Genomic DNA, 26719 nt, shown 5'->3' with positions numbered 1-26719 from the left:
CCACGCAGGCGGCCATGGCAATTTGCCGGTTTGTTACAGCGCGCTGTCCTGGATGGTCAAGGTGGTCGCTTCATGCTGCGCGTCGGCGCCCTTGTAGCGCAGGATGTCGAAGGCGCAGGTGACGATCTTGTTTTTCTCGCCGTCGTCGATCTTGGCCGAGGTGATCTTGATGCGGCCCATGGCCAGCGCCAGCACGTCGGCGTTCGGCGCCGTGCCGGACGCCATTGCGTAGGCCAGCGCGATTTCCGTCTCGTCCTTGAAGTAATCGAGGTAGACGGCGTCCTGCAGCAGTACCGTGAACTGGCCCGAGCCCAGTACCTTGCCGCGCGAGGCGGCAGTGGCGAACTTCGAGCCGATCACCGGATCGACCTTGACCTGGCCGTCGAGCGATAACGACATGCCGGTGCATATCTGCGAAGGAATGCCGTTTACCGACAGCATCGCCGTGGCGCCCGAGAACTTGCCGCTGCCGGCTGGGGCTGCCGGAGTGGCGAAATGCGGCACCGCCGTGGTCGGGCCCTCAGCCTTGCCCATCAGCGTGAAGTCCAGGCTGGTGATGCCGTTCGGCTGCACCGCGATATCCATCTTGCTGACCAGCTGATCGACAAAGCTGCGGTGCACGCCGATCTGCGGGTCCTGCACTTCGGCCGTGAACCAGTCGGTGGTGTGGCCGGTCAATGGCGTGAAGCTGCGCTTGCCGACGGCCACCACGCCGACCAGGTCGCCGGCCGCCTTGGTGACCATCGCCGAGCCGTCCATGAACTGGCCGTTCAGGTTGGTGGCGGTGACAGTGGTCACGAAAAAATTCTTCGCGTTGTTGGCGCTGGCCGGCGCCGTCATGCCGCTGATGCGCACCACGCTGCCGGCATGGAAACCGTCGGCCAGCCAGGAACCGGCACTGCGAACCAGGCCGTTGGCGGCGGCGGCGATGGTGGTCTGGGCGGCGGCCACGCCACCGGCCGTGAAATCGCGGCGCAGTAGCGCGGCCATCAGTGGCGCGTAGGTGCCGCAGGCCGCTTCGGCCTTGATGGCGCCGGTCGTGCGGAAGTTACCCAGGCGGGTATCGCCCTGCTGCTGGCTGGCGTCGATTTCGCTGCTGGCGTATTTGTCCGCTTCGGTGTCGAAGGTAGCCGTGACACGCGGGTAGACCTGGCCGCCACCGGCCGCCGCCTTGACGCCTTCCGCGCCTTGTTTGCTGATGACGATGACGCTGTCGATGCCGTTTGCTGTCGATGCCATGGGGAGTGCCTTTCATGAGATGAAAAAAAAGACCGCCGGGGCGGTCTGGGTGAAGTCGTTGAAAAAATGGAAGAACAAATGAAACAGCCCACACGCGGCAAGGCTGTGGGCTGCAGGAGAAGTCGCCGGGAAGGCGGAGTCGCTGGAGATTATCCTATCGGTGTCGCACAGGAAGCGCGTCTATTACGAGTGGATAAGCATGTGGTGGTGCTGTGCTGCATTCGCTTTGTTTGCTGCTTGAGCGAGACTCTATTGTAGGGACGTTTTTTTCAGCTCAAAGCATATTGCACAATTATTTTATCTGCCCAGGCGGCGCATGGCGCGCCGGCCGTGCGACTGGAAAATCGCTTCCAGTTCGCTGACCATGTCCTTGATGCGCTCCAGTTCAAAGCCGCCGGAACAGGTGATTGCCGCTTCGCCGGCGCCATGGCAGGCCTTGCAGACCAGCGGTGCGCCAGCCGCGCCGGCACTGACTACGCCGGTACCGTGGCAAACCTTGCATTTGCTGTCGAGCCAGTGCGCCAGCGACGCTTCGGCCACGCGCCGGTACAGGATGCTGGCCGCCTGCGCGTCCCAGGCGGTGGCCGCCTTGACCCAGCGCCGCGCCTGGCCTTTTTTTGTCACGGCCGCGGTCCAGGCGCGCAGCAACTGCGCCAGGTTGCCCGCATTGCCTTCGAACTGGCGGCTGACGGTGCCGTCCGCATACTTGACCCGGCACAGCAAGGCGCCCATGTCGCCGGCCAGCGCCGCTGCGGCGATCACGTCCAGGTCGTGGTGGAGCGCGTCGTCGCGCAAATTATGCGACGACAGCGCGGCGATGAATTGTTCTGCAAACCCCATGATGTTCTCCTCGTTGTTACTGTGTTGATGACCTGGCCGGCCCGAACAGGGCCGCCACCAGCGGATCGCGGCTGGCTGTGCCGCGTGGCCAGCTGGCCATGCGCCGCACCTGCGGCGGCAATTCGGCCCAGGCTTCGCCTTCGTCATCCGCCTCGCCCGGCGCGTACAGGGCGGGCCGCTGGCGCCCCGGCTCGGTGCAATGGCGCTGCGCCAGATGGATCAGTCCGGCACCGCACATATGGCGCAAATAGCGGCTCATGGTGCCGGCGTCCAGGCCCAGCCGGGCCGACAGTTGCGCGGCGCTGGCCTGGCCGTGCTCGGCGATATGCTGCGCGATATGGGCGATATGCAGCTGCGATTTCTTGCTGCGCCCCAGTACCCTGCGACCTGTTTGCGGCGGCGCTCCGCGAAGGGCCACCTGACTGCTGTTCAACATCTCCATCCTCCCTGTACTGGCCTGCCGGGCAGCGCTGTGTGCGAATTTGCGACAGGCAACGAGTGGACTTTATCAATCGCTAATGTTAAAGTCAAGCATTTGGTAATTTATCAAACGGTTAATTTCGGGTTTAATGTGGAGATGAACATGTATCAATACAGACGCGACCGATTGCTGGCACTGATCAGCGAGCGCTATGAACACACGCGCAAGAAAATCTCCGACGCCAGCGGCTGGAGCGAAGCGCGCATTTCACAAATCCTGTCGCCCACCTACCGCGAAGGGCGCGCCTTCAGCGAAAAGATCGCGCGCAAGCTGGAGACGGACCTGCAGTTGGACAGTATGTATTTCGACCAGGGTGCGGCGCCCGACCAGGCAGCCCTGGCAGCGCGCGCGCTGGCCGGCGTGCGGCCGGTGGTCGTCAACGATGGCGAAGACGAGCACTTCTACAATATCCGCAAGGTGAAATTGCGCCTGTCGGCCGGCATCACCGGCTTTGCGATCGAGCCCGAAACGCATGACGGCAGCACCATCAGCGTGCAGCGCGGCTGGGTCGACCGCAACGGCTACCACCCTGAAAAACTGGTGGCGATCAAGGTCAAGGGCGAAAGCATGGAGCCGGCCCTGTATGAAGACGACGTGGTGATCATCAATACGGCTGATATCCGCCCCGTCGACGGCGTGGTGTACGCCATCAACTACGAGGGCGAACCGGTGGTCAAGCGCCTGGCGCGCGATGTCGGCGAATGGTGGCTGACCTCGGACAACCCCGACCAGCGCAAATACCACCGCAAGATGTGCCGCGGCAAGGAGTGCATTATCGTCGGCCGCGTGGTGCGCAAGGAAAGCGAACGTATCTGATGAGACCTGTCGAATGTTGTAGTAAACAACCTGTAATGTTCGCTATTTCTCCATTTTTTCAGATGCTACCTCATGGCAAGCGCCACCCTTTGTAGGCCGCTTCAGCATCCAGGGGTGGCGGTGGCCGGATGCCGGTTTCGCTGAAAAAACGCGCGTAGTTGACCAGTTCCAGCCGCGTGGCGAGGCCCGCGCCGTGATCGCCGCGCGCGCGCAGGCGGAAGGTGAGCGAGATACAGCGCTGCGCCGCTGGCGCGAGGTGATGATTGGAAAACACCGACCAGCGTGGCGGGTCGCCCGCCTGGCGCAGGCCGGCCAGCCACAATGTGCCCGGCAGCGCCAGCTCGCCGGCGTGCTGCGCGTGCCACGGCTGCCCCGTGACGGCGTCGACCAGCGCCGCGTCGCCCAGCTCGGCCCGGACCGCCAGCATGGCCGGCGCCAGCGCCCTGTTTTCGCTCATGCCGATCCAGAAACATTCGTCGTCGGCCAATGGCAACAGCCACGCGCCCAGCGCATTGCGCCCGACCGGCAGCGCACCGAGGCTGGCAGGCGGCTGCTCCAGCGTGGTCCCGGGCGGCTGGCGAAAGCGCTGAAACGTCAGTATCACTGCGCGCCCGAGTGCCAGCCGGCCGGCCGTTGCCAGCGTCATGGCGGTGCGGCGGGAAGCAGGTCCAGCGCCGAGGGTGGCAGTTGCCATTTCTGCGCCCGCGCCAGGCGCGCACTGGAGTGCTGCGCCAGCGAATTTGCCGGCGCCCTGCTGATTGTCATCGCCGTCGCCATCGCCATGTCCGGCAGTGCTGGCTCCAGCAGCGCCTTGCGCAAGGTTTCCCATGCCGCCAGCTTGACTGTCTCATCGATGCTCCATGCCATGAAGGGCGGCAGCGAGGCCGGCGCCTGCATCCTGCTCCACATGGCGGACGGTATCGCAATACGCCCCTCGTGCGCGGCCCGCACCAGCAGGGGCCAGCTGCGGGAAAACATCGGCGGGCCGTCCAGCACCGCTGCCTGCGGCACGGTGACCTTGTTGCACTGCAAGGCCAGCGCCACCCAGTCCGGGTGCGTGGCGCCCAGCTGCGGCTGCAAATGCCGGACGATCAGGTCCAGGTTGCGCATATCGCGGTACCTGTTGCGCTCGTGTTCGAGCAGCAGCAAATGCGCGCCGGCCAGGCCGAAGATGGGGTTGGCCAGATGCTCAGTGACCAGCATCTGTTCCAGGCCGGCATTCAGTATGCAGCGTTCATCGGCCAGCGCCAGACGCAGGCTCTCGGCCATGCGGTCTTCGGCCTCGTCGGTGGCAGCGCCCAGCGACATCTCGCGCATCACCAGCGACACGCGCGGGCGCACGCTCAGCAGATCCTTGCCGGGCGCACCGCGGCGCAGCAGATACACTTCCAGGCGCCACCCCTTGCACATCAGCAGGCTTTGTTCGAGGGCGCTGCCATCGTCCAGTTTCTGGCGCAGGAAATAGCTGCCGGGCGCCAGTTTCCTGCTGCCCACGGCATACGGATTGGCATCGCCGCGATGCAGGCGCGTATCGCATTCGCCATCGAATACCGTGGCGCCACTGGCGTCAACGATGGACACGCCTTTCCACGGTTCACTGTGCAGCAAGGAGGTGTCAGGCGCACTGCAGGCGCGCACCATCAGCATCAGCGCCGCCTCATCGCCGTCGCCGGCTGCGGCCTGCCTGCTGCTGGCGTTCAATTCCTGCGCGCGGGCCAGGGTATGCGCGGCCAGAGCAGACGTGGTGCCTGACAGCGGAACGACCGACGACGGCAGGCGCGTGATGTCGCCCGGATTGAGCGACATCGCATCGCGGTCCAGCAGCATGATGCGCTGGCTGATGCCGCGGCCCAGACGCGTCTTGACCTTGAACAGCCCGAATGGCAAAGACGTCGACAGGCGCCCGGCGTCCCGGTCGACCAGCGACAGGCGCTGGTCGATCACGAAGATCTCGGTACTGAGCTCGGTGGGGACGACTTCGAGCATGAAGATTTTCCCTGCCGCAGCCAGGTCGACTGGCGGTCCGTTTTCACGCACTACCACGCGCATGTCGGTCAGCACCTCGAAACCCTGCGACAGGTTCAAGTCTGGCACCTGCACCAGATACAGGCCGGGCACAAGCAGGTGCTCCGCGCCATCGGCCGCGATCTGCCGCGCGGCCGGCGGCACGCCGCTCCACAGGAAAGCCGCATGGCCGTGCGCCTCGGGCGGAAAGGCCAGCGTGACGCGATAGCGCAACTGCTCGATGCCGCGCACGAAGATCAGGCCGCGATCTTCCTGGATGATTTCGGGATCGAGCGCGATGAAGCTGTTTTCGCGCTGCGCATCGCTCATCAAGGCAGACTGGGCATTGCGTACCCAGTCGGCCAGGCTGCGTCCGGTGACACGCCCGTTCTGGTCGGCCGCAGCGCCGCGCAAGCCTTCCAGCAGGGCCCAGGTAAACACGCCGTGCACCTTGTTGCCATCGGCAGGTATCGGATTTTCAACCGCTTTCAAGGGGCGCTGCGCGGCGAAGGCAACGAAGCTGGCCTGTGGCGGGATGCCGCTGGTGAGCACCGTCAGAATTGGCTCACGCAGCGGCTTTTGTACCATGCCATCCATGCAGCAATCCATCCACAGCACGAACTCATCGAAATAAGCGTTGTCCTGCAGGCAGTTGAGCCATCCGGTGGCATGGATGTGGGCGTTGAAATCGGGCCGCGCGTTGGCGGTCAACAGGCAGGCGTTATTGCGTTCCGGCGAAAAGCCGTGGCCGGCCATGAACAGGTACAGCCGTTCGCCCACCCGCAGGCCATTTTGCATGTCATTGCTTTGCTGCGCCAGATCCTCAAAATGCGAGAGCACTTTTTCCAGCTCCACCTCGGTCGGGCTGGCGCCGCCAGCGGGCATGACGTCGGCCGAAATAATGACATGGATGGTGCTGTCATCGGCGAAACCGCCACCATGTGGCGCGAGCAGCCATGCCTTGACGGCTTCGACATCGTTGATGGGGCCTTCCAGCACACTGGCTTGCTCGTCACCAAGCAGCGTCGGGTAATCGCGGATGCCGATCAATATCGCATGGTCTGCCATGGCGCCTCCGCTCAGTCATGGTACATGCCCTGAACAAACTTGCGGTCCTGCTCGGACAGGGCCGCATTGAAGCCGATCGACATGCCGTTGAGCGTCCAGGCGGCCGGAATCGGATACATCATGATCGATTCGCGGTCCATCGGCGTGGCAACGATCTCGGCATTTTTGAACTTCTGGAACATATTGTGTTCGATCGTGTCGATATTCCAGTTGTTCGGCGGGCCGCTGAGGTCGCGGATCACCGCGTCGCGGTTCCATTCGATGCCGCCGCCCTTGACATTGAAATGTTCATGTGTCAGGCCCAGCAAATGGCCGAACTCGTGCAGCACCACGCTGCACACTTCCTCGTCGCTCGATTCATTCGTCAGCCAGCCGAAATTCATGGTCGGCTGGGGGTCGGGAATGGTCTTGCACATGGTGCCCAGATAAGACCAGGAGCCCTTGCCCTGCTGGAACGCGATGCGCACATCGCTGGGCTTGCGCTGGTCGAACGAGAACGTCAGATTGACCAGCTTGTCCCATTCGGCGGCGGCCTTGCGCACGCGCTGTTGCAGCGCAGGGTCGCCTTCCAGAAAGCGTATGCGGATGACGCTGCGGTCGGGCCACTTCGCGCTTTTCAGCAGCACGCCGCGCACCTGGCTGTCCAGCACCTTGCGTGCCGCAGGGTCAATATCTTCGATGGTCAAACAACTGCAATAGTGCTGTTCATTCGCCGACATGGTTGTCTCCAGTCATGGTGGAAGGGTGGCCGATGGATGCGGCCGGCAAGCACCGGCTGCTTGCGCAGACCGCCGTGCCGCCACCGCTCCTTCCATTAAGACGAATGAACGCAGGGACAAGTTCAATCCTTGCCTATGCATGGTTTGATCCCGCGCATACCGGCCCGCAAGAGCGGTCAAGCCGCCATCACGCTCTCGATCTGCCGCAGGGCCAGCGGATCGTCCATCGAGCTCAGGTCGCCAGGATTGCGCCCTTCGCACACGGCCTGGATGGCGCGCCGCAGCAACTTGCCCGAGCGCGTCTTCGGCAACTGCGGCACGAACAGCACGCGCGCCGGCCGCGCCACGGCGCCCAGCTGGCGGTCGACCACCGCCATCATTTCGCGCTCGAGCAGCGCGCGGCCCTGCTCGCTTTCCGCTGCGCGCGGGTCTTTCAGGATCACGAAAGCCATCGCCACCTGGCCCTTGAGCTTGTCCTCCATGCCGACCACCGCCACCTCCGACACATTCGGGTGGCTGGAAATGCTTTCCTCGATCTCGCGCGTGCCCAGGCGATGGCCGGCCACGTTGATCACGTCGTCGGTGCGGCCCAGGATGAAGTAATATCCGTCGGCGTCGCGCAGGCCCCAGTCGAAGGTCGAATACACCTGTTTGTCGCTGAAGGTGGACCAGTAGGTGTCGACAAAGCGCTGGTCATCGCCATACACGGTTTGCAAACAGCCCGGCGGCAGCGGACCTTCCAGCACCAGCACGCCCTTCTGATTCGCGCCGCACTCCTCGCCGGTTGATTCATCGAGCAATTTCACCTTGTAGCCGTACATGGCCAGGCCCGGGCTGCCCAGGCGCGTCGGCGTGTTGTCGACGCCCCTGGCGACCGACAGAATCGGCCAGCCGGTCTCGGTCTGCCAGTAGTTGTCGATGATGTCGACCTGCAGTTCACCGGCGATCCATTGCGAGGTGGTTTCGTCGAGCGGCTCGCCCGCCAGGTACAGCGCCTTCAATGACGACAGATCATGTTTGCGCATCAGTTCCACCGGGTGCTTGCGCAGCACGCGAATCGCCGTCGGCGCCGAGAACATGCGCGTGACCCGGTATTTTTCAACGATGCTCCACCAGATGCCCGCGTCGGGACAGACCGGCAAGCCTTCGTACAAAATGGTGGCCATGCCGGCGATCAGCGGGCCATACACGATATACGAGTGGCCGACCACCCAGCCGATATCGGAGGTGGCAAAAAAGGTTTCGCCGGGCTTGCCGCAGAAGGTGTACTGCATCGACGACGCCAGCGCCACCGCATAGCCGCCGACATCGCGCTGCACGCCCTTCGGCTTGCCGGTGGTGCCCGAGGTGTACAGCACATAAGATACTTCGTTCGATTCGAGCCAGGTAACCGGGACTTGCGCATCGAGATGCTGTTCGCGCAGGGCCGCGTAATCGACATCGCGCCCGGCCACCAGCGCCATCGGCACCAGATGACGGTCGACCAGCAGCACGTGTTCGGGCTGGTGCGCGGCGATGCGGATCGCTTCGTCCAGCAGCGGCTTGTAGGGGATCGCCTTGCCGTTGCGCGAGCCGGCGTCGCTGGAAAACACCAGTTTGGGCTGCGCATCGTCGATGCGGCTGGCCAGGCTGTTCGAGGCAAAACCGCCGAACACCACCGAATGGATGGCGCCGATGCGCGCGCAGGCCAGCATGGCAAACGCCGCTTCGGCGATCATCGGCATATAGATCAGCACCCGGTCGCCCTGGCCGACACCGAGCGACAGCAGCATGGACGCGCAGCGTTCCACTTCGCGCTGCAGTTCGCGGTAGCTGTAAGTGCGCTCGGTATTGGTTTCGGTGGAAATGGCGATCAGCGCTGGCGCATCGCCACGGCTGCCGACCCAGCGGTCGACGGCGTTATGGCACAGATTGGTGGTGCCGCCGACAAACCATTTCGCGAACGGCGGGCGGCTGTCGTCAAGCACCTGCCCGAACGGCGTATGCCAGTCGATCTTTTGCGCTTCCTCGCGCCAGAAAGCTTCGGGCTGGTCGATCGAGTGCTGGTAGAACTGTGCAAAACTCATGTCTCCTCCGTGAGATTTTTTCTTCCTATCCTGCAAAAAATCAAGCTGGCTGGCTACCCTCCACTTTTACCCTGGCACGCGCACAAAACCTTCCATCAGCACGCGCGCGCTGCGGCTCATGATGGCTTTGGTGACGCTCCATTCGCCATTGGCCTGCGTCGCTTGCGCGCCCACCATCAGGGTGCCGGACGGGTGGCCGAAACGCACGCTGGTTTTTTCGCCGCCGCCGGCCGCCAGGTTGACCAGGGTGCCCGGAATCGCCGCCGCCGTGCCGATGGCCACCGCCGCCGTGCCCATCATGGCGTGATGCAGCTTGCCCATCGACATGGCGCGCACCAGCAGGTCGATATCTTCCGCATTGACTTGCTTGCCGCTTGACGACACATAGCTGGCCGGCCTGGCGACAAACGCCACCTTCGGCGTATGCTGGCGCCTGGCCGCTTCATCGAGGTGGCTGATCAATCCCATGCGCAGGGCGCCATGGGCGCGGATGGTTTCAAAGCGGGCCAGCGCAAGCGGATCGCCGTTGATCGCATCCTGCAGCTCGGTGCCGGTGTAGCCGATGGCCTCGGCGTCGACAAAGATGGTCGGGATGCCGGCGTTGATCATGGTGACTTTCAATACGCCGATGCCGGGCACTTCCAGCTCGTCGACCAGCTGGCCGGTGGGGAACATGGCGCCTCCTGCGCCCTCTTCTTCGGCCGCCGGATCGAGGAATTCGAGTTTTACTTCGGCAGCCGGAAACGTCACGCCATCGAGTTCGAAGTCGCCCGTTTCCTGCACTGCGCCGTTCGTCACGGGCACGTGGGCGATAATCGTCTTGCCGATATTGGCTTGCCAGACGCGTACCACAGCCACGCCGTCGTGCGGTATGCGCGCCGCGTCGACCAGGCCATTGGCGATCGCAAACGAGCCCACCGCCGCCGACAGGTTGCCGCAGTTGCCGCTCCAGTCGACAAACGGCGTGTCGATCGACACTTGCCCGAACAGATAGTCGACATCATGGCCTGGCCGTTCGCTTTTCGACAGGATCACCGTCTTGCTGGTGCTCGACGTGGCGCCGCCCATGCCGTCGATCTGCTTGCCATACGGGTCCGGGCTGCCGATCACGCGCAGCAGCAAGGCATCGCGCGCCGCGCCGGGTACTTGCGCTGCCGCTGGCAGGTCCTGCAGGCGGAAGAACACGCCTTTGCTGGTGCCGCCACGCATATAGGTGGCGGGGATTCTGATTTGGGGGGGATGGGTCATTGAAGTTCCTGCTTGAATGGCTGATTAAACCCAACGGCAGAAGTACCGGGGTCGGACGGGGACGCCGAGTCCCTGAGGGTCCGACCCCAGAACTTGCCTCTGGGGTGAATTGAAGCTACGCCACTGCTTTCGACGATTCCAGGAAGTCCTGCGCAAAGCGCTGCAAGACGCCACCGGCCTCGTAGATCGACACTTCTTCGGCCGTATCGAGGCGGCAGGTGACCGGCACTTCTTCGCTGTCGCCATTGGCGCGGTGGATCACCAGCGTCAAAATCGAGCGCGGCGTGCGTTCGCCGACCACGTCGTAGGTTTCGCTGCCGTCCAGGCCCAGGGTCTTGCGCGTGACGCCGGTCAAAAACTCCAGCGGCAGCACGCCCATGCCGACCAGGTTGGTGCGGTGGATGCGCTCGAAACCTTCGGCGACGATCGCTTCCACGCCTGCCAGGCGCACGCCTTTTGCCGCCCAGTCGCGCGAGGAACCCTGGCCATAGTCGGCGCCGGCAATAATGATCAATGGCTGCTTGCGCTCCATGTAGATCTCGATCGCTTCCCACATGCGCGAAATCGTGCCGTCCGGTTCGATGCGCGTCAGCGATCCCGCTTTCACCTTGCCGTCTTCGATCACCATCTCGTTTTGCAGCGTCGGATTGGCAAACGTGGCGCGCTGCGCTGTCAGGTGGTCGCCGCGGTGGGTGGCGTAGGAGTTGAAGTCTTCCTCGGGCAAGCCCATTTTCGCCAGGTAGGCGCCGGCGGCGCTATCGAGCATGATGGCGTTCGATGGCGACAGGTGGTCGGTGGTGATATTGTCGCCCAACACAGCCAGCGGACGCATGCCTTTCAGGGGGCGCGCGCCGGCCAGCGCGCCTTCCCAGTATGGCGGGCGGCGAATATAGGTGGTCTGCGGGCGCCAGTCGTACAGCGGGCTGACCTTGATGCCATCATCCGCCTGCTTGGCGAACATCGGGATATACACCTTGCGGAACTGTTCGGGCTTGACGCTGGCAGCGACGATGGCGTCGATCTCTTCATCCAGCGGCCAGATATCCTTCAGCAAGATTGGCTGGCCATCGGGACCAATCCCCAGCACGTCTTTTTCAATATCGAAGCGGATGGTGCCGGCGATCGCATAGGCCACCACCAGTGGCGGCGAAGCCAGGAAAGCCTGTTTCGCATACGGATGGATGCGGCCGTCGAAATTGCGGTTGCCCGACAACACAGCCGTGGCGTACAGGTCGCGCGCCACCACTTCGTCCTGGATCACCGGGTCGAGCGCGCCCGACATGCCGTTGCACGAGGTGCAGGCAAACGCCACCACGCCAAAACCCAGCTTTTCGAGTTCGTCCATCAGGCCCGCTTCCTGCAGGTACAGCTCCACCGTTTTCGAGCCCGGCGCCAGCGACGACTTGACCCACGGTTTGCGCAGCAAGCCGAGGCGGTTGGCGTTGCGGGCAATCAGGCCGGCGGCGATCATGTTGCGCGGGTTATTGGTGTTGGTGCAGCTGGTAATGGCCGCGATGATCACGGCGCCGTCCGGCATCTTGCCCGGCTCGTTTTCCACCACGCCCGAGATGCCGCGCGCGGCCAGCTCCGAGGTCGGCACGCGGCTGTGCGGATTCGACGGGCCGGCGATATTGCGCACCACCGACGACAGGTCGAAACTCAACACGCGCTCGTATTGCGCATCGACCAGGCTGTCGGCCCACAGGCCGGTTTCTTTCGCATAGGTTTCCACCAGCGCCACCTGCGCGTCTTCGCGGCCGGTCAGCTTCAGGTATTTGATGGTCTGCTGGTCGATATAGAACATGGCGGCGGTGGCGCCAAATTCCGGCGCCATGTTCGAAATGGTCGCGCGGTCGCCCAGGGTCAGGTGGGCAGCGCCTTCGCCGTAGAATTCCAGATACGACGACACCACCTTCTGCTTGCGCAGGAACTCCGTCAGCGCCAGCACGGTGTCGGTGGCGGTGATGCCCGGCTGCGGTTTGCCGGTCAGATTGACGCCGATAATGTCGGGCAAGCGCATCCACGAGGCGCGGCCCAGCATCACGCTTTCCGCTTCCAGGCCGCCCACGCCGATGGCGATCACGCCCAGGGCATCGACCATCGGCGTATGCGAATCGGTGCCGACCAGGGTGTCCGGGTAAGCTACGCCGTCCTGCACCTGGATCACCGGCGACATGCGTTCCAGGTTGATCTGGTGCAGGATGCCGTTACCGGGCGGGATCACGTCGACGTTTTTAAACGCTTTCTTGGTCCAGTCGATGAAGTCGAAACGGTCTTCGTTGCGGCGGTCTTCGATCGCGCGGTTCTTGGCAAAGGCGTCCGGATCGAAACCGCCGCATTCGACCGCCAGCGAATGGTCGACCACCAGCTGGGTGGGTACGACAGGATTGACCAGCGCCGGGTCGCCGCCCTGGGCGGCGATGGCGTCGCGCAGGCCGGCCAGGTCGACCAGCGCGGTCTGGCCCAGGATGTCGTGGCAGACCACGCGCGCCGGGAACCACGGAAAGTCCAGGTCGCGGCGGCGTTCGATAAACTGGCGCAGCGAAGCGTTCAACGTCTCCGGGTCGCAGCGGCGCACCAGGTTTTCGGCCAGCACGCGCGAGGTGTACGGCAAGGTGGCGTAGGCGCCGGATTGAATCGCGTCGACGGCGGCGCGCGTGTCGAAAAAGTCCAGCACTGTTCCCGGCAACGGTTTGCGGAACAAGTGATTCATGGGGGTGCTCATTATGTACGGTCCTTGAGCGGCACGAATTCAAGGTCTTCCGGGCCCACGTAATTGGCGCTCGGGCGGATGATCTTGTTGTCGATGCGCTGTTCGATGATATGGGCCGCCCAGCCCGAGGTGCGCGAAATAACGAACAGCGGCGTAAACATCGCCGTCGGCACGCCCATCATGTGGTACGACACGGCCGAGAACCAGTCCAGGTTAGGGAACATGTTCTTGATCTCCCACATCACCGATTCAAGGCGCTCGGCGATATCGAACATCTTGGTCGAACCGGCTTCCTGCGACAGGGTGCGCGCCACTTCCTTGATGACCACGTTGCGCGGGTCGGAGATCGTGTAGACCGGGTGGCCGAAGCCGATCACCACTTCCTTGTTGGCGACGCGCTCGCGGATATCCGCTTCGGCTTCGTCAGGCGTGTCGTAGCGCTTTTGAATATCGAGCGCCACTTCATTGGCGCCGCCGTGTTTCGGGCCGCGCAGCGCGCCGATGGCGCCGGTGATGGCCGAGTGAATGTCCGAGCCCGTGCCGGCGATCACGCGGCTGGTGAAGGTCGAGGCGTTGAACTCGTGTTCCGCGTACAGGATCAAGGAGGTGTGCATGGCTTTTTCCCACGACGCCGACGGTTTTTCGCCGTGCAGCAGGTGCAGGAAATGGCCGCCGATCGAATCGTCGTCGGTTTCCACTTCGATGCGCTTGCCGTTATGGCTGTAGTGGTACCAGTACAGCAGCATCGAGCCGAACGAGGCCATCAGGCGGTCGGCGATATCGCGCGCGCCCGGTGCGTTATGGTCGTCTTTTTCAGGCAGGGTGCAGCCCAGTACCGACACGCCGGTGCGCATCACGTCCATCGGATGGGCGGCGGCCGGCAGCGCTTCCAGTGCCGCTTTCACGGCCGACGGCAAGCCGCGCAGGGACTTCAGCTTGGCCTTGTAGCCTTTCAGTTCGGCCGTGGTGGGCAGCTTGCCGTGCACCAGCAGGAAGGCGATTTCTTCGAACTCGCAGCTGTCGGCCACGTCCAGGATGTCATAGCCGCGGTAGTGCAGATCGTTGCCGGTCTTTCCGACCGAGCACAGGGCGGTATTGCCGGCGGTGACGCCGGACAGGGCAACGGATTTTTTAGGCTTGAAGGTGGTGGCTTGTGGTGCGGTCATTGTCTTCTCCGGAATGATATTTATTTGGTTTTTTGCGCAGCAAAGAGTGCGTCCAGCTTTTGTTCGAAGTCGTGGTAATTGATCGATTCATACAGTTCCATGCGCGTCTGCATGGTGTCCAATACGTTCTGTTGCGTGCCGTCGCGGCGCAGCGCCGTGTAGACGTTTTCGGCCGCCTTGTTCATGGCGCGGAAAGCGGACAGCGGGTACAGCACCAGGCCCACTTCGGCGCTGCGCAATTCGTCGACCGTGAACAAGGGCGTGGCGCCGAACTCGGTGATATTGGCCAGCACCGGAACCTTTACGGCCCTGGCAAACGTGGTGTACATCGCCAGGTCCGTGATCGCTTCCGGGAAGATCATGTCGGCGCCCGCTTCGACGCAGGCGACCGCGCGTTCCAGCGCCGCTTCCAGGCCATCGACGGCCAGCGCATCGGTGCGCGCCATGATGACAAAGTTCGGATCGGTGCGCGCATCGACGGCGGCCTTGATGCGGTCGACCATTTCTTCCTTGCTGACGATTTCCTTGCCCGGACGATGGCCACAACGCTTGGCGCCGACCTGGTCTTCAATATGCAGCGCGCCAGCGCCGGCCTTGATCATCGACTTGACCGTGCGCGCCACATTGAAGGCGGACGAACCGAAGCCGGTATCGGCGTCAACCAGCAGCGGCAGGTCGCACACGTCGGTAATGCGGCGGATATCGGTCAGTACGTCGTCGAGGTTGGAAATGCCCAGGTCGGGCAGGCCCAGCGAGCCGGCCGCGACGCCGCCACCGGACAGGTAGATGGCCTTGAAGCCGGCGCGTTTGGCCAGCAAGGCGTGGTTGGCATTGATGGCGCCGACCACTTGCAACGGGGATTCTTCCTGGACGGCCTTGCGGAATGCGGCACCTGCGGAGTAAAGACTCATGTGTTCACCTTATGGGTTCGAATGTTTCATGGACCTGCTATGAACATGGGTATTGCAAATGCCGTGCCAGGCGACCGTTTTAGCGTTGCAGATGGCCCACACCAGAGGGGAAACGACCGTATCGCGGCGTCTTGTGGGGTATGGCGAGCGGATGAATGAAACAGGAAGTGCTACTGAGGAACGACGACCTGTTTCATATTTGTTTCAAATTCTCAAAATGAAACATTTTATGAAACACGGATGCAACATGGTGAAAGGCAGCTGGTGGACGCCAGCTGCGCGGCAAAGCGATGCGTGGCTGGCCTCAGGCGAGGCGCACCAGCGGATTGGCGATAATATTGTCGATCTGGCGCACCGCTTCTTCGCAGGCGGCGGCAATCGCGCCGTCTTCATCGTCACGCACGAATTGCATGGTCGAGCCTTCGAACACTTCCAGGCCTTCCGGCGTGGCGCGTTCGATATCGCAACTGGCCGACCATTTGCCATCGCTGGTCGGCACGGCCAGGGGAACGATTTCCCAGCCTTTGTAGTGAATCTTGGAACTGCTGTTCATGGGGGTGCCTCCTTGCGCAATAAAAGAAATCGTAGCATGAAGCGCCGTGCATTCAAGGCAAACGATTTACGGTGGATCAAATCGGGCGGTCAGGGACGCAGCAGATTGTCCACTTCGGTCTTGGCCACTTCCAGGCCGGCCACGCGGGCAGTCTCGGGCGTGGCGTAGCCACCCAGGGTGCGGCTGCGTTCGATGTCCTTGGCTTCGCCTTCGGCGCCGGCTTCGCGCTGCAGGTGGTAGGTGAAGTCCCACAGGTCGTCATTGTCCTTTTGCGGCGTCACGGAGATCGTGAAACCGCGGTACTGTTCGCTACGTGCAGTGGTATCGTTCATGGACTTCCTCCTTGTGGCAACGAGATTAGCACGAAGCGTGTGGCGAGGCACACACCTTGCACCGGCTGGCCGCTGTCGATATGCGTTTTTTACATATCAAATCATGATCCGAGATATTTTTTGAACCAGTGCGGCGATATAATGGCCTTCCCTGCCCGCTCTACGCCAACATGATGATGCCCCATATACAAGCCTTCTTCGATACCGCCACCGCCACCGTCACCTATGTGGTGTACGAAGGCGAAGGCGGCGCCTGCGCCATCATCGATTCCGTGCTCGACTACGATCCGAAAGCGGGCCGCACGGCGACTACCTCGGCCGACAAGGTGATCGCCTTTGTGCGCGAACACAAGTTGACGTGCCGCTGGCTGCTGGAAACCCACGCCCACGCCGACCACCTGTCGGCCGCGCCTTATTTGCAGCGGCAACTGGGCGGCGAAGTGGCCATCGGCGCCGCCATCCAGGCGGTGCAGCAGGCGTTTGCCGATATCTATCACCAGCACGGTGCAACGGCCGACGGTTCGCAATTCGACCAGCTGTTCGCGCCGGACCAGGTATTTCATATCGGCGCGCTCGAAGTGCGCGCGCTGCACGTGCCGGGCCACACGCCGGCCGACCTGGCCTACCAGATCGGCGACGCGGTGTTTGTCGGCGACACCCTGTTCATGCCCGACGTGGGCTCGGCGCGCTGCGACTTTCCCGGCGGTTCGGCCGCCCTGCTGTACCGCTCGGCCCAGCGCCTGCTGTCGCTGCCGCCGGCAACCCGCCTCTTCATGTGCCACGACTACCCGCCCGCCGGGCGCGAGGCGCGCTGGGAAACCACGGTGGCCGCCCAGCGCGCCTGCAATATCCACCTGCACGACGGCGTCACGGAAGCGCAATTCGTGGCCCTGCGCACCGGCCGCGACGCCACTCTGGAGATGCCGACCCTGATACTGCCTGCGATCCAAGTCAATATCAACGCGGGCAAGCTGCCCGAGCCGGAAGAGAATGGCGTGCGTTATCTGAAAATACCGCTGGACGCGCTGTAACTATCCTTCCTTGATCCCCCGCAAATCCTGTCCCGGCATATCCACCTAGAGTGCAGATTGCCCGGGCTTGCCTTGGCGCAATTTTCCTGATCGCTGATCACCGACGGAGCGCCCGCATGTGGAATGAGTACAAGCTTGATGCCGATTGCATACTGCTCGGTGAAGGTGAAGGCCATGCGCTGTTCAGCCATAGCGATCTCAGGATAGTCCAGCGTTTGCAGCGGCCCGGCATTATCATCTTCGTGCACGGCGTCAACTCCGATGGCGAATGGTATGAGCAGGCTGAAGCGGGCTTGTGCGAAGGCTTGAACCAGCGCCTGAAACGCCGCGACGAAGACATGGCGATACCGGGCCCGGCCGGCGGGCAAATGAAACCGGCGCGCTACCAGCGCGAATTGAGCGACGATGGCTTTCTCAATCCAAAGCGCAGCGCCAGCACCTTCTTGCACGCAGATGATGCCAATTCGCCCGTGATCCGTTTCCGCTGGGGCTATAAGGCCAGCAGCGCGGAACTGCAGGAGTTTGGCGACGGCATCTACCTGAACGAAAAGAACTACTGGGGCGGCGGGCCGTTCGCCAACGGCTGCAGCGCCCTGCCCGACCTGTGGAGCCAGGGCCTGTCGGAAGAACTGTTCTTGTGGATGCATATCCAGCATTTGAACCCGACCAATGACCGGCAAGTGTATGCCTGTCCGCCACGTCCCTATTTCGTGTTCGCCGCCTGGCGCCTGGCGCGGCTGGTGCAATCGATCCGCGCCTGCCAGAAAGATGTACCCGTTACCATCGTCTGCCATAGCCAGGGCAATATGGTGGCGATGGCGGCCGCCTTCCTGGGCGACACCTTGGGCGCTGACGCGGTGGCCGACAGCTATGTGCTGTGCAATCCGCCATACAGCCTGCTGGACAAGAATTTTACGGAGAACTGGGTCAGCGGCAATTTGAAGGATGAGCACGGCAATACGGGCCGGCAAAAATACGCGGCGCGCACGGCAACCTTGAAGGCATTTTTCGATATCCTGCGCACGCGGCAGGCGATGCAACAGGATGCAGCGTTTGTCGACAAATACACGGCCAACAAAAAAGCCAGGCCCGAGGATGGCTATGAAGCGGCGCTTGACCGGGCCGCCTACGGCTTGCATGGCGCCACCTGTGGCCGGGTCACCCTGTATTTCAATCCCCACGACCAGGTGATTTCCGCCACGCCCGTGCAAGGCATCGGCTGGCGCGGCATGTCGGCCCGGGAGATTGCCGATACGGGCGGCGAAGGCGTCTTCACCCAGCGCGTGTTTGCACAGAACCATATGGTCGGCCAGGAGAATGAAAGGGATTACGATATCTGGCAGCGCGACGGCGTGCCACTGGCGCCAGGCAACCAGGATTTCTGGCATCCAAGCTCGCTGATTGCCGAATATTCCATCGAGAAAGGCATGCGCTCCAGTCAATACATCGGACGCAAGATACTGACTTTTGTGCTCGCGCCGGTCATGATCGTGCTGATGAAACTGGTACGTACGCGCATCAATGCCTTGCCGCCCGAGTCCTGGCTGCTGCCGATAAAAGCACCTAAGCTGCCTGAAGCCTTCCTGCCCCATGCCAGGCGTGATGGCAAGCCGAGCGAGCAGTTTGACGAGGGTAACGATGCACCCTCTGACGCCTTGAACCGGCAGCGCCCCGCCGAACCCGATGATGCGTATGCCGCGCATCGCGCGCAGGGTCAGGGCGACGCGGAAACCGAAGCGGCACTGCGCTATGAACAGAACGGCATGCTGCGCATGCAGGCCAGGCGCGACGGCATGGCGAAAAAAGGCCAGCCCGTGACAGCGGTGGACCAGCCGGAGCAAGCATCAAGCGAATTCCAGGCCTGGCGCACGAAAGAAATCCGGAGCTATCTTGCAGCCAATATCGACACCCACGCCACCGATCATTCGACCATCATGACCAATGCGGAACATGCGGAAAAGGCACTGGCGTATGACGTGGCGGTGGGGGTGTGCACGATCAGGCAGGATGAGCTTCGTTCACTGAGGATAGCGGCGGACTGGACATTGCTGGAACGTCTGAATGATACAGCGAACAACGCGGAGTTTTTTGAATATTACGATAGCGGCAGATTCAAGAACGTACCGCTATTTGAATGGGCCAACGATGAAAAAAGTCCTGCCAGAAAACCGCCAAAGATAATGGATGAGCGCCAGAACAGTACTGCCCGGGCGGCGCCGACTGGCATATCCGCACTTGGGACTGATGATGTCTAGTCTGAAAAACTCATCACGCAAACGGTTCTTGTTCAGTTTGATTGTTGTCATGCTGGTTGCCGCCGCGCTTTGGCTGACATGGCAAGGTAGAGCAGGAGATTCCGGCATCTCATCAAATGGAGAAATCATGAAACGTTTTGTTGCCATCCCCATGCTCGCTGGGCTGGCGCTTTTCTGTTTGCTGACGGCGTGCGCAAGCACGGGAAAGCCTGCTCAAAACGCAATTTCTTCGATGGAAGTAGCAACGCCAAAGCCGCCATTTCGGGCACAGGTAGTCGGGCTGCAATGGCTCAATCCCTTGCAGCGTCTCGACTATCCGTCTGAATGGCAATTGCTGTGGACTCTGGGCCTGGCCAGGCCCAACAAGAACGACGATATGATCAGGACCGATCCTCGGGGTTTTGGTACGCTACAGGCAGTGGCGCCGATTGCTTACGATCTCAATGGCACGGAGACATTCGAAGGCTATCACTACAAGTATGTACGAAAATTAACCGGTTTGTTCAGGGATATTTATTTTTCCAGTCCCACTTATTTTTACCGGGTCTATCCTCGAGGAAAACCGAAAAACTGGCGCGAATTGGCCGGCATACGCGTTGAATCTGCGCTACCTGCGGGCAAGCTGGATGCGGAGGCAGCGCGAAACATGATCCGCGACCGCATCATTGACAGCTTCGACATCGGCAACCGAAGTTTCCCCACCGTCTGGTCACGCGCCACCCCGCCCGACGTACGTATCACCATGGGCGCCAACAACGCCGGCTTTTCTTCCTTGACAACCGCACTCGCCTATCTCGAGGCAAATCCGGAGGAAACGGTCTGGGTGATGAACTGGGATGCGCCCAGCCGCCCGAAACATACGCAGATCAACGAAAACCTGGTGCTGCTGGTACTCGCCGGCCCCAACTACAATACAGAGCGCGCGGCGCTGGCGTGGATTGGCTATCCGTCGGTTAACAATGCGGCGGATTTCGAGCTGGCCAAGGACAGTCCTCCACGCGCCGTGCAAGCGTGGCAATCGGTGTTTGCGCAAGCGGCGCGCAATGGCGGCAGGACGGAAGACAATATCGGCTATGTGATCCACGACGCCAACAATATCCTGCCTTCCTCATCCGACCGCTTGCGCCAGTTGGCGCACGCGCTGACCCTGGAAGTGCCGGAGTTCGACTTTTTGCCGCAGACCTTCAATACGCCTGCGCTGCTGGGCGAGATGGGCGCCGGTACGGCCTTGACGAACGTGGCGCTGGCGATTGCCTACGCCAATCACATGGGCAAGCCGGTGCTGGTGGCCGGCACCAGCGACAGCGCCAGCCTGACCGGCGTGATGGTATTACCGCCGGCCAAAGTGCGGCCCATCGATCACGGCAAACCATGGTTTCGCGCACGTGGCGAAAACCATGCCTACCTGCCCTGGTGGGGCATCCGCCATGACACGGCCGATACCCTCCAAGGTTACTCGCAGTAAGCAGCTACCGCTTACTCCTGCTCGGGCGCCCTGCCGATCTCGCCATCCAGATTGGCCAGGTACCACGCCAGCGACGACATCAGTGCCACGTTGCGTTTCAGGTTGTCGGGATCGACCTTGTCCAGGGTATCGGCCGGCGTGTGGTGGTAGTGGAAGTAACTATGGCTGTCGACCAGCGGCTCGAAGCTGGGGACGCCGCCTTTTTCCAGGCGGTGCAGGTCGCCCGAACCCAGTGCGTCGCGGCGGGTAAATGCGTGCGCGCCGATCGGCTGGAGGGCGGTGCGCAGCGGTGCGAACAGTTTTTCCGATTTCGGACCGACGCTGGCCAGGATGCCGAACGGGCGACCAGCGCCCATGTCCATTTCAATCGCGGCGTATTGCTTGCCCAGCGCCTGCTGGTTCGCCTCGAAATAGGCCTGGCCGCCGCGGCCGCCATTTTCCTCGTTCATCCAGGCGATCACGCGGATGGTGCGGCGCGGGCGGTAGTCGAGCTTTTTCAGGGTCTCGATCACGCCCATCGCCGCCACCACGCCGGCACCGTCATCATGCGCGCCGGTGGCCAGGTCCCAGGAATCGAGGTGGCCTGAAACGATCACCACTTCGCCGGCCTTGTCGGTGCCCGGCCAGTCGGCGATCACGTTGTAGCTGTCGGCGTCGGGCAGGTTTTGCGGCGTCAGGGTCAGGTGCATCTTCATCGGGCCGCGCGCGGCCAGGCGGCCGATCAGCAGCGCGTCTTCCACCGTGACGGCGGCGGCCGGAATGCGCTTGCCGTCTTCCAGGCCGGTGGCGCCGGCGTGCGGAATGCGGAAATCGGCGCCGCCGATCGAGCGCACCAGCGCGGCGGCGGCGCCCAGCTCGGCCGCCGCTTTCGGGCCAGCGAAACGAAAACGCGAACCCTGGCCGTAGGTGGTGCCGGCCAGGCCGCGTTCGGCCATTTCCTGGTCGAACGGCGTGTCGATCAGCACGATGGCGCCTTTGACTTCTGCAGCGCGCGCTGTCATTTCCTCGAAGCTCTTGACGATGATGACGGGCGCCGTCAAGCCGGCGGCGGGCGTCGCGCCCGAGCCGCCCAGCGCGGTCAGCACCACGCGCTGCGAGACACCCTGGGGACGGCCGGCGTAGTCGACGATTTGCGCCGTTTCCACGCCGCGCACCCAGTGCGGCACTTTGACCGGTTGCAAGGTCACTTTGGCGCCCAGAGCGCGCATGGTGGCGGCCACCTGTTCGACGGCGGCCGCGGCGCCGGCGGAGCCGGACAGGCGCGGGCCGATCAGATCGGTCATGTCGGCCAGGCGCGCATACGCCCAGTCGCTTTGCAGCGCGGTATCGCGCACTTGCGCCAGCGCGGCCGGGTCATTGCCCGGTGCGGCGGCCAGTGCGCCGGCGCTGATGGCGCTGCCGAGCAGCACGAAAACAAGGGAACGGTGTAGTTGTACGGAAGGCATGCGAGTCCTGTGATGGTGGATGGGGCTGGTGCGCCTTGCATCGCAACGCAGGGCGCAGCCCGGCACGATAGCGTATTTATTCTGTGCTTGCAGCAATTTTGCAGCCGGCCGATTGCAGGCCATTACCGCGATGGCGTACCATGCAGGCTCTCTTGCTTCGGGAATTGCCATGATCAAAGGAACACTGTGCAGCTTGCGCCACCTGCAGGCCGCCGACCTGGCCACGTATATCGCGCTGGTCAACGACCTGCCCTCGCGCGGCGCGTTCTTTTCGCCGCAGCTGAAGTCGCCCGAAGCGCTGCGGCGCGACTTCATGCAAACGGGCTTCGTCACCGAAGACAGCGAGCTGTTCATCATTGAAGACCAGCACCAGGAGATGATCGGCACGATTACCCATTTCAAGAGCCGCACGCCCAGCAGCCGCGAGATCGGCTACCGCCTGTTCGACCCGCAGCGCAACGGACGCGGCTACACCAGCGAGGCGACGCAGTTGCTGGTCGACTACCTGTTCCGCGCCTATCCTTATCACCGGCTGGAGCTGCTGATGGATCCGCTCAATACCGCTTCCGAGCGGATTGCACAAAAATGCGGTTTTACGCAGGAAGGCGTGCTGCGCCAGGCGTTCTTCATCAACGGCGTGATGCGCGACGTCAAGATGTATGGATTGTTGCGGCCGGAGTGGCAAGCTGGCCGCCAGGCTGACTTGTTACCGACATGGACGGATTGTAATAAGTTGTATTAGACATGGATCAAGTTTTATGCAGCCGCTATAGTTCATTCATGCAGATCACTGTGATCTCGCCGGATTGGAAGGAAATGCCATGTTGAACAAGAAACTCCTGGGTGCGGTAATGGTAGCGGCTGTAGCTGTCTCATCGGCAGCAACGGCCGCCGGTGACCGCGACTTCAATACCGTTGCCGGCGCCGTCGTCGGAGCGGCGATCGGCAACAACACTGGCGGCACCAACGGCGCGATCGTTGGCGGCGTGATCGGTGCCGCCGTCGGCAACAGCCTGCGCACGGGCGACCGCGGCTATGATCGCGGCTACAACCGGGGCTATGACCGCGGCTACCGCGGCAGCTACTACCAGAGCGCGCCACCGGTGTACTACCAGCCTGCGCCGCGCCCCGTGTACTACGCGCCGCCACCACGCTACTACGGCCCGCCGCCGGTGGTGTATGTGCAGCCTGGCCGTGGCTACTACCGCGACCACGATCGCTGGGATGACCGCCGTGGCTACCGCGACGACCGTGGCTGGGGACATCGCCGCTAAGCGTCTGCGCTTCTGACAGAAACCTGCGCCAGCTTCGCTGCCGCAGGTTTTTTGCATTCTTTTACGTCAGCGCAAGGTATCGCCCTTCGGCAGGATCGGCTAAGCTGTGTCAGGCAAGCTATATTTATTATCAACATTCATATCCGCCAGGGCTGCCATCTCCGATGCATTTCATCAAAGACCAACTCGATTTCGGCCCGCGACTGGACGCCGCCGCTGGCAGCAGCGTGGGTGCTGGCCCCATGGCGCGGCGCGAGAACCAGGACAATTTCCTGCTGATCGACGCCACCGGCCATGCCGCCTGCCTGGTGGGGCAAACGCCCTGGCGTGGCCAGGTTGCAGACTGGCCGGCCGGCCATGTGCGCCTGGCCGTGCTCGATGGCATGGGCGGCCATGGCCATGGCCGGGAGGCGGCCGAGGCCACCGTGCAGGGGCTGCTGGTGATGCCGGCCTGCGTTGATGCTGCCAGCCTGGCAAGCCAGCTGGACCAGTTGCACGCGCGCCTGCAAGCGGCTTTCGATACCGGCCCCGAAACCCGGTCGCGCCCGCCCGGCACCACCCTGACCCTGCTGGAAATTGCGCCGCAGCAAGAGCCGCTGTTGTATCACGTGGGCGATTCGCGCCTGTATGAAGTGGCCGATGGTGCTGTCACTCCCCTGACGGTCGATCATGTGCCGGCCACCGTGTACGCCATGCATGGCGTGATCAGCGAGCAGCAATGGCATAGTCAGGTGTATGGCGAACACCAGCCGCAGATCTCGCAAGCTTTTATATTAGGCAACGTCATCGTCGATCCGCAAGTACTGGCCCCATCGCTGCATGCGCTGGACGAAGGCAACCTGCCGCCCTTCCTGGCGCACCTGGGAGACCGCCGTGTGGTGCGGCTGCGCCGCGACGCCCTGTATCTGCTGGCCAGCGACGGCTTCTGGTCCTGCCCCGATCCCGCCAGCGTCCTTGCCCGCTGGCCAGCCTTGTGCGCAGGCCGCACGGCGGCGCAGGCCAGCGAGGCGCTGTTCGACGATTTCCTGTCCCACCCACCGCAAGGCTTACACAGCGACAATCTCACCTTGCTGGCGCTGCGCGTCATGGCCTGACCTGCCGCAGAGCACCAGACCGGGCAGGAGCGGAACGAAAAAATTGCAATAAATAACTATCTTAAAATCCATAAAATGTGATTTTAGGCAATGGTTTCCGGCGATTTTGGACGCTGCGTTGGCGATACTGCACAACTGCTGAAAAAACAGGCGGTGGCGCAATCATGCTTGTTGCCAAGCAAGGTCAAAAGGGCGTAAGCTCTTGTCTATAACAGAGAGCGCCACGCTCCCACCCGGTCGAGTTTCCACCACATGAAAAAATGCAGCAACCCGGAGCACCCGCACTGTACGTTCTGGGTCTTGCCTGGTGAGCAGGTCTGCGCGGGCAACCACCCGCAGCCAGTCCAGGCTCTTACCAGCTATGACCTGCTGAGCGCCATGCGCAGCGCCCGTTCCGAGCAATCGGCAACGGCGGGTGTGCCTGCGTCCGTGGTATCACTGCCAATGGCGGTTTCGCCGCCCGTCAATTCGGTCAGCATGCCGATCATGCGTCCGCCAGTGACGCCTGCCCAGCCTGCAAGCGCGGCGGTGCAGACGCATCTGCATATCAGCGGTTTCGATCCGCGTGCCGCAGGTGGCCGGCAAACACTGAAAATGGAATTGCGCGGCCTGGACACCCATTGCGCGCCGCAACTGAGCTTGCGCCTGCGCTCCGATCTGATCGCGCGCGGCCAGGTACAGCATGATGTGGTGCGCACCACGCGCGGCGACTGGCGGCCCGTGTTTGTCGAGTTTTCATCGCGCAACAAGGAACACGGGCAATACCAGATCGAGGTGGACGTACTGAGCCACGTTGATGGCGCAGTGGCGCAGAAATGGGTGTGCACGTTTGTCATCCTGGTGCCGCGCCGCGACGCCACCCTGACCGAAATCCACCAGATCTTCCTCAGCACCCACAAAAACGTGCGCGTGATGGCCGATGACGCCTCGATCGCGCGCGTGACCGGCGGCGACGGCTGCAACCTGGACGTGACAGCGCGCAATGCCGGCATCGCCCATGTCGACCTGTCGGCGCCGCAAGGCAAGATCGACATGGGCTTTACCACCATCGCCTGGGACGAGGAACTGATCGAAGTCGACGTGCCAGCCGCCAGCGACTGCCACCCGCATCCCAGCACGGCAGCCTGCATCGTCAATGCGGCGCCGGAAGCGGGCGAACAGCGCCAGATCCGTTTGTTTGCGCTGGAAGAATGCATGCTGGGCCGGTTCGAACTGGTCGATCCTGAAGCCGATGTACTGCTCAGCCATTTCAGCGCCGACGGCCAGGACAATAATGGCCTGACGCGCCGGCTTTCCGGCCGCCATGCCGTGATCCGCCGCAGCGCGCAGGGTTTTGACATCGAAGACGTGTCGCGCTACGGCATGCTGCTCGACGGCGTATGGCCAGGCAAGCACAAGCCGGTAGCCTTGCGCCCGGGCATGCGCATCGAGCTGACGGCCAGTATCAAGGGCATCGTGGTGCTGGGCGTGTCGGCCATTCTGCAGCATGGCGTGATCTTGCACCGCCTCGACCAGGGCGCGCATGCCGAGTGTTTTTATTTGCTGCTGCCCGAAGCGCGGCCGGTGGTCGTGCCTTCGCCGCACAGCCTTGCACCGCAGGCGGCCGCGCTACCGGTGCTGTTTCATCGCAACGGCGGTTTCTGGCACCTCGATTGTGCCAGCGGCAAGGAAACCGCGCTGGCGCCCGCCACCGCGCTCGACAAACTCGCCGGCTTTGCCCGGCATAACCGTTTCGCCAGCGAAGCCTATCCCGAATGCTGGATCATCCGCACCGAAGGCGTCAGCCTGTGCGACAGCGCGGTACTCACCGCCTAGTTCGGCACCAGTACCAAAAAGATCAGCGACACACCGACGATAAAGATCGCCTGAAGGCTCAGCACGATGGCCGGGATCTGTATTTCACGCGGAATTTTCATGGCAGTCCTCCCAACGTTCACTCAGGATTCCAGCATAGCGCGCATCGCGGAAAATGCATTATCAGCCGCATAACTCTGTTTCC

The 26719-nt window shown here is 62.6% G+C and carries 22 protein-coding genes; 8 read left to right on the top strand and 14 right to left on the bottom strand.

Going from position 1 to position 26719, the window contains the following annotated elements; all coding sequences use genetic code 11:
- Positions 1-33: 33 nt before the first annotated feature.
- The 3 genes from AC0Z42_RS00680 to AC0Z42_RS00670 all read right to left on the bottom strand — a co-directional run bounded on the left by AC0Z42_RS00680 (position 34) and on the right by AC0Z42_RS00670 (position 2515).
- The gene (locus tag AC0Z42_RS00680; RefSeq protein ID WP_485466306.1) at positions 34-1239 is read right to left on the bottom strand and encodes a phage tail tube protein; all 1206 of its coding nucleotides are present in this window, start codon (positions 1237-1239) and stop codon (positions 34-36) included.
- A 297-nt stretch (positions 1240-1536) separates the two neighbouring features.
- The gene (locus AC0Z42_RS00675) at positions 1537-2079 is read right to left on the bottom strand and encodes a hypothetical protein (protein WP_485466305.1); all 543 of its coding nucleotides are present in this window, start codon (positions 2077-2079) and stop codon (positions 1537-1539) included.
- Positions 2080-2095: 16 nt separating this feature from the next.
- A complete protein-coding gene (locus AC0Z42_RS00670; RefSeq protein WP_485466304.1) occupies positions 2096-2515 on the bottom strand; it encodes a MarR family transcriptional regulator in 420 nt (139 codons plus the stop codon).
- A 147-nt stretch (positions 2516-2662) separates the two neighbouring features.
- On the opposite strand from AC0Z42_RS00670, the gene AC0Z42_RS00665 reads away from it, so the two are divergent.
- On the top strand, positions 2663-3376 hold the full coding sequence (locus tag AC0Z42_RS00665) for a S24 family peptidase (RefSeq protein ID WP_485466303.1): 714 nt from the start codon (positions 2663-2665) through the stop codon (positions 3374-3376).
- Positions 3377-3446: 70 nt separating this feature from the next.
- Here AC0Z42_RS00665 and AC0Z42_RS00660 read toward each other — a convergent pair whose 3' ends face one another.
- The 10 genes from AC0Z42_RS00660 to AC0Z42_RS00615 form a co-directional block, all read right to left on the bottom strand.
- The gene (locus AC0Z42_RS00660; protein WP_485466302.1) at positions 3447-4022 is read right to left on the bottom strand and encodes a hypothetical protein; all 576 of its coding nucleotides are present in this window, start codon (positions 4020-4022) and stop codon (positions 3447-3449) included.
- Positions 4019-6448 (bottom strand): caspase family protein, encoded by a 2430-nt coding sequence (locus AC0Z42_RS00655; RefSeq protein WP_485466301.1) that lies wholly within the window; start codon positions 6446-6448, stop codon positions 4019-4021. The genes AC0Z42_RS00660 and AC0Z42_RS00655 overlap by 4 nt, the downstream gene beginning before the upstream one ends.
- Positions 6449-6459: 11 nt before the next feature.
- A complete protein-coding gene (locus tag AC0Z42_RS00650; protein ID WP_485466300.1) occupies positions 6460-7167 on the bottom strand; it encodes a M12 family metallopeptidase in 708 nt (235 codons plus the stop codon).
- A gap of 176 nt (positions 7168-7343) precedes the next feature.
- On the bottom strand, positions 7344-9269 hold the full coding sequence (locus tag AC0Z42_RS00645; protein ID WP_485466299.1) for a propionate--CoA ligase: 1926 nt from the start codon (positions 9267-9269) through the stop codon (positions 7344-7346).
- Positions 9270-9299: 30 nt separating this feature from the next.
- The gene (prpF, locus tag AC0Z42_RS00640) at positions 9300-10481 is read right to left on the bottom strand and encodes a 2-methylaconitate cis-trans isomerase PrpF (RefSeq protein ID WP_485466298.1); all 1182 of its coding nucleotides are present in this window, start codon (positions 10479-10481) and stop codon (positions 9300-9302) included.
- A gap of 115 nt (positions 10482-10596) precedes the next feature.
- Positions 10597-13194, bottom strand: a complete 2598-nt coding sequence (gene acnD / locus AC0Z42_RS00635) for a Fe/S-dependent 2-methylisocitrate dehydratase AcnD (protein ID WP_485466297.1) — start codon at positions 13192-13194, stop codon at positions 10597-10599.
- Positions 13195-13205: 11 nt separating this feature from the next.
- On the bottom strand, positions 13206-14360 hold the full coding sequence (gene prpC, locus AC0Z42_RS00630; protein ID WP_485466296.1) for a bifunctional 2-methylcitrate synthase/citrate synthase: 1155 nt from the start codon (positions 14358-14360) through the stop codon (positions 13206-13208).
- 20 nt (positions 14361-14380) lie between these two features.
- Positions 14381-15271 (bottom strand): methylisocitrate lyase, encoded by an 891-nt coding sequence (prpB, locus tag AC0Z42_RS00625; RefSeq protein ID WP_485466295.1) that lies wholly within the window; start codon positions 15269-15271, stop codon positions 14381-14383.
- A 304-nt stretch (positions 15272-15575) separates the two neighbouring features.
- Positions 15576-15824 (bottom strand): hypothetical protein, encoded by a 249-nt coding sequence (locus tag AC0Z42_RS00620; RefSeq protein ID WP_485466294.1) that lies wholly within the window; start codon positions 15822-15824, stop codon positions 15576-15578.
- 89 nt (positions 15825-15913) lie between these two features.
- Positions 15914-16156: a hypothetical protein gene (locus AC0Z42_RS00615; protein WP_485466293.1), complete on the bottom strand. Its 243-nt coding sequence runs from the start codon at positions 16154-16156 to the stop codon at positions 15914-15916.
- 173 nt (positions 16157-16329) lie between these two features.
- Here AC0Z42_RS00615 and AC0Z42_RS00610 point away from each other — a divergent pair, with 173 nt between their 5' ends.
- The 3 genes from AC0Z42_RS00610 to AC0Z42_RS00600 all read left to right on the top strand — a co-directional run bounded on the left by AC0Z42_RS00610 (position 16330) and on the right by AC0Z42_RS00600 (position 20907).
- Entirely contained in the window at positions 16330-17187 is an 858-nt protein-coding gene (locus tag AC0Z42_RS00610) for an MBL fold metallo-hydrolase (protein WP_485466762.1), read from the top strand.
- A 116-nt stretch (positions 17188-17303) separates the two neighbouring features.
- On the top strand, positions 17304-19442 hold the full coding sequence (locus AC0Z42_RS00605; RefSeq protein WP_485466292.1) for a T6SS effector phospholipase Tle3 domain-containing protein: 2139 nt from the start codon (positions 17304-17306) through the stop codon (positions 19440-19442).
- Positions 19435-20907 (top strand): virulence factor, encoded by a 1473-nt coding sequence (locus AC0Z42_RS00600; RefSeq protein WP_485466761.1) that lies wholly within the window; start codon positions 19435-19437, stop codon positions 20905-20907. Before AC0Z42_RS00605 ends, AC0Z42_RS00600 begins: the two co-directional genes overlap by 8 nt.
- Before the next feature lie 11 nt (positions 20908-20918).
- Here the strand turns inward: AC0Z42_RS00600 and AC0Z42_RS00595 are convergent, their stop codons facing one another.
- Positions 20919-22352, bottom strand: coding sequence for a M20/M25/M40 family metallo-hydrolase (locus tag AC0Z42_RS00595; protein ID WP_485466291.1), 1434 nt, complete (start codon positions 22350-22352; stop codon positions 20919-20921).
- Positions 22353-22521: 169 nt separating this feature from the next.
- On the opposite strand from AC0Z42_RS00595, the gene AC0Z42_RS00590 reads away from it, so the two are divergent.
- The 4 genes from AC0Z42_RS00590 (at position 22522) to AC0Z42_RS00575 (ending at position 26535) form a co-directional block, all read left to right on the top strand.
- The gene (locus AC0Z42_RS00590) at positions 22522-23094 is read left to right on the top strand and encodes a GNAT family N-acetyltransferase (protein WP_485466290.1); all 573 of its coding nucleotides are present in this window, start codon (positions 22522-22524) and stop codon (positions 23092-23094) included.
- Positions 23095-23173: 79 nt separating this feature from the next.
- Complete coding sequence (locus tag AC0Z42_RS00585) at positions 23174-23626, top strand: glycine zipper 2TM domain-containing protein (protein ID WP_485466289.1); 453 nt, start codon at positions 23174-23176, stop codon at positions 23624-23626.
- A gap of 164 nt (positions 23627-23790) precedes the next feature.
- On the top strand, positions 23791-24720 hold the full coding sequence (locus AC0Z42_RS00580) for a PP2C family protein-serine/threonine phosphatase (RefSeq protein ID WP_485466288.1): 930 nt from the start codon (positions 23791-23793) through the stop codon (positions 24718-24720).
- A 252-nt stretch (positions 24721-24972) separates the two neighbouring features.
- Positions 24973-26535: an FHA domain-containing protein gene (locus tag AC0Z42_RS00575; protein WP_485466287.1), complete on the top strand. Its 1563-nt coding sequence runs from the start codon at positions 24973-24975 to the stop codon at positions 26533-26535.
- Positions 26536-26719 lie beyond the last annotated feature (184 nt).

Source organism: Janthinobacterium sp. 1L-D-8-B-C4, assembly GCF_057291295.1.
This window is presented reverse-complemented; position numbering and strand designations above follow the sequence as displayed.

Excerpts from the sequence above, each read along its gene's own strand:
- AC0Z42_RS00590 (WP_485466290.1), top strand. The coding sequence starts at position 22,522 with ATGATCAAAGGAACACTGTGCAGCTTGCGCCACCTGCAGGCCGCCGAC.
- AC0Z42_RS00660 (WP_485466302.1), bottom strand. The coding sequence starts at position 4,022 with ATGACGCTGGCAACGGCCGGCCGGCTGGCACTCGGGCGCGCAGTGATA.
- AC0Z42_RS00585 (WP_485466289.1), top strand. The coding sequence starts at position 23,174 with ATGTTGAACAAGAAACTCCTGGGTGCGGTAATGGTAGCGGCTGTAGCT.
- AC0Z42_RS00680 (WP_485466306.1), bottom strand. The coding sequence starts at position 1,239 with ATGGCATCGACAGCAAACGGCATCGACAGCGTCATCGTCATCAGCAAA.
- AC0Z42_RS00650 (WP_485466300.1), bottom strand. The coding sequence starts at position 7,167 with ATGTCGGCGAATGAACAGCACTATTGCAGTTGTTTGACCATCGAAGAT.
- prpC (WP_485466296.1), bottom strand. The coding sequence starts at position 14,360 with ATGACCGCACCACAAGCCACCACCTTCAAGCCTAAAAAATCCGTTGCC.
- prpF (WP_485466298.1), bottom strand. The coding sequence starts at position 10,481 with ATGACCCATCCCCCCCAAATCAGAATCCCCGCCACCTATATGCGTGGC.
- acnD (WP_485466297.1), bottom strand. The coding sequence starts at position 13,194 with ATGAATCACTTGTTCCGCAAACCGTTGCCGGGAACAGTGCTGGACTTT.
- AC0Z42_RS00575 (WP_485466287.1), top strand. The coding sequence starts at position 24,973 with ATGAAAAAATGCAGCAACCCGGAGCACCCGCACTGTACGTTCTGGGTC.
- AC0Z42_RS00620 (WP_485466294.1), bottom strand. The coding sequence starts at position 15,824 with ATGAACAGCAGTTCCAAGATTCACTACAAAGGCTGGGAAATCGTTCCC.
- AC0Z42_RS00610 (WP_485466762.1), top strand. The coding sequence starts at position 16,330 with ATGATGCCCCATATACAAGCCTTCTTCGATACCGCCACCGCCACCGTC.
- AC0Z42_RS00605 (WP_485466292.1), top strand. The coding sequence starts at position 17,304 with ATGTGGAATGAGTACAAGCTTGATGCCGATTGCATACTGCTCGGTGAA.
- AC0Z42_RS00670 (WP_485466304.1), bottom strand. The coding sequence starts at position 2,515 with ATGTTGAACAGCAGTCAGGTGGCCCTTCGCGGAGCGCCGCCGCAAACA.
- prpB (WP_485466295.1), bottom strand. The coding sequence starts at position 15,271 with ATGAGTCTTTACTCCGCAGGTGCCGCATTCCGCAAGGCCGTCCAGGAA.
- AC0Z42_RS00595 (WP_485466291.1), bottom strand. The coding sequence starts at position 22,352 with ATGCCTTCCGTACAACTACACCGTTCCCTTGTTTTCGTGCTGCTCGGC.
- AC0Z42_RS00615 (WP_485466293.1), bottom strand. The coding sequence starts at position 16,156 with ATGAACGATACCACTGCACGTAGCGAACAGTACCGCGGTTTCACGATC.
- AC0Z42_RS00675 (WP_485466305.1), bottom strand. The coding sequence starts at position 2,079 with ATGGGGTTTGCAGAACAATTCATCGCCGCGCTGTCGTCGCATAATTTG.
- AC0Z42_RS00655 (WP_485466301.1), bottom strand. The coding sequence starts at position 6,448 with ATGGCAGACCATGCGATATTGATCGGCATCCGCGATTACCCGACGCTG.
- AC0Z42_RS00600 (WP_485466761.1), top strand. The coding sequence starts at position 19,435 with ATGTCTAGTCTGAAAAACTCATCACGCAAACGGTTCTTGTTCAGTTTG.
- AC0Z42_RS00580 (WP_485466288.1), top strand. The coding sequence starts at position 23,791 with ATGCATTTCATCAAAGACCAACTCGATTTCGGCCCGCGACTGGACGCC.
- AC0Z42_RS00665 (WP_485466303.1), top strand. The coding sequence starts at position 2,663 with ATGTATCAATACAGACGCGACCGATTGCTGGCACTGATCAGCGAGCGC.